Source organism: Bartonella sp. CE47NXGY (genome assembly GCF_042195415.1).
GTDB lineage: Bacteria > Pseudomonadota > Alphaproteobacteria > Rhizobiales > Rhizobiaceae > Bartonella.
The window spans coordinates 1-659 of sequence record NZ_JBHIOI010000240.1; the positions used below are offsets into that span (position 1 = coordinate 1).

Below are 659 nucleotides of genomic sequence, written 5' to 3' on the forward strand. Positions count from 1 at the left end.
TTATGTTTCTCAATCAGCTGTAGCCAAGCCTCTTCATCGATAACCTCAACACCTAATTCTTCAGCTTTAGCCAATTTTGAGCCCGCTCCAGGTCCTGCAATAAGAAGATCTGTTTTTTTAGAAAGTGAACCAGATGTTTTGGCCCCTAATCGCTCTGCCAATGCTTTTGCTTCATCACGTGACATATGTGCTAAAGTTCCTGTAAAAACAATAATCTTTTCCGCTATTGGTGAAGAAGCTATCATGATAGGTGCTTCATCAAGAGGTGTTACTTCTTCAAGCAAAACAGACAAAACTTCACGGTTATGCGCTTCTCTATAAAAATCAACAATTGCGCTCCCTACCTGTGGTCCAATTCCTTCAATATTGGTAAGTTCCATCCAAGCTTCATTGCCTTCTTTGTTTTCCTGCTCACATGGCATAAGTGCTTCCATAGCCGCCGTTTCAAAAGCTGTATAATTTTGATACGCTCGTGCAAGGCGGCGTGCATTCACCTCTCCAACATGACGAATCCCCAATGCAAACAAAAAACGGCTCAAAGGAATTTCTCGGCGCGCATTAATAGCATCATACAGTTTCCGAACTGAAACAATACCAAAACCTTCCATATTTTCCAAACGTATCAAAGACTTTTCTTGGCGCCGTTGTAAAGTAAAAAT

1 protein-coding gene is annotated in these 659 nt (G+C 41.3%); it reads right to left on the bottom strand.

What is annotated here, in order from left to right; genetic code table 11:
* On the bottom strand, window positions 1-659 hold a 659-nt coding region (locus ACFIL3_RS10870), incomplete at both ends, for a helix-hairpin-helix domain-containing protein (RefSeq protein WP_375682282.1).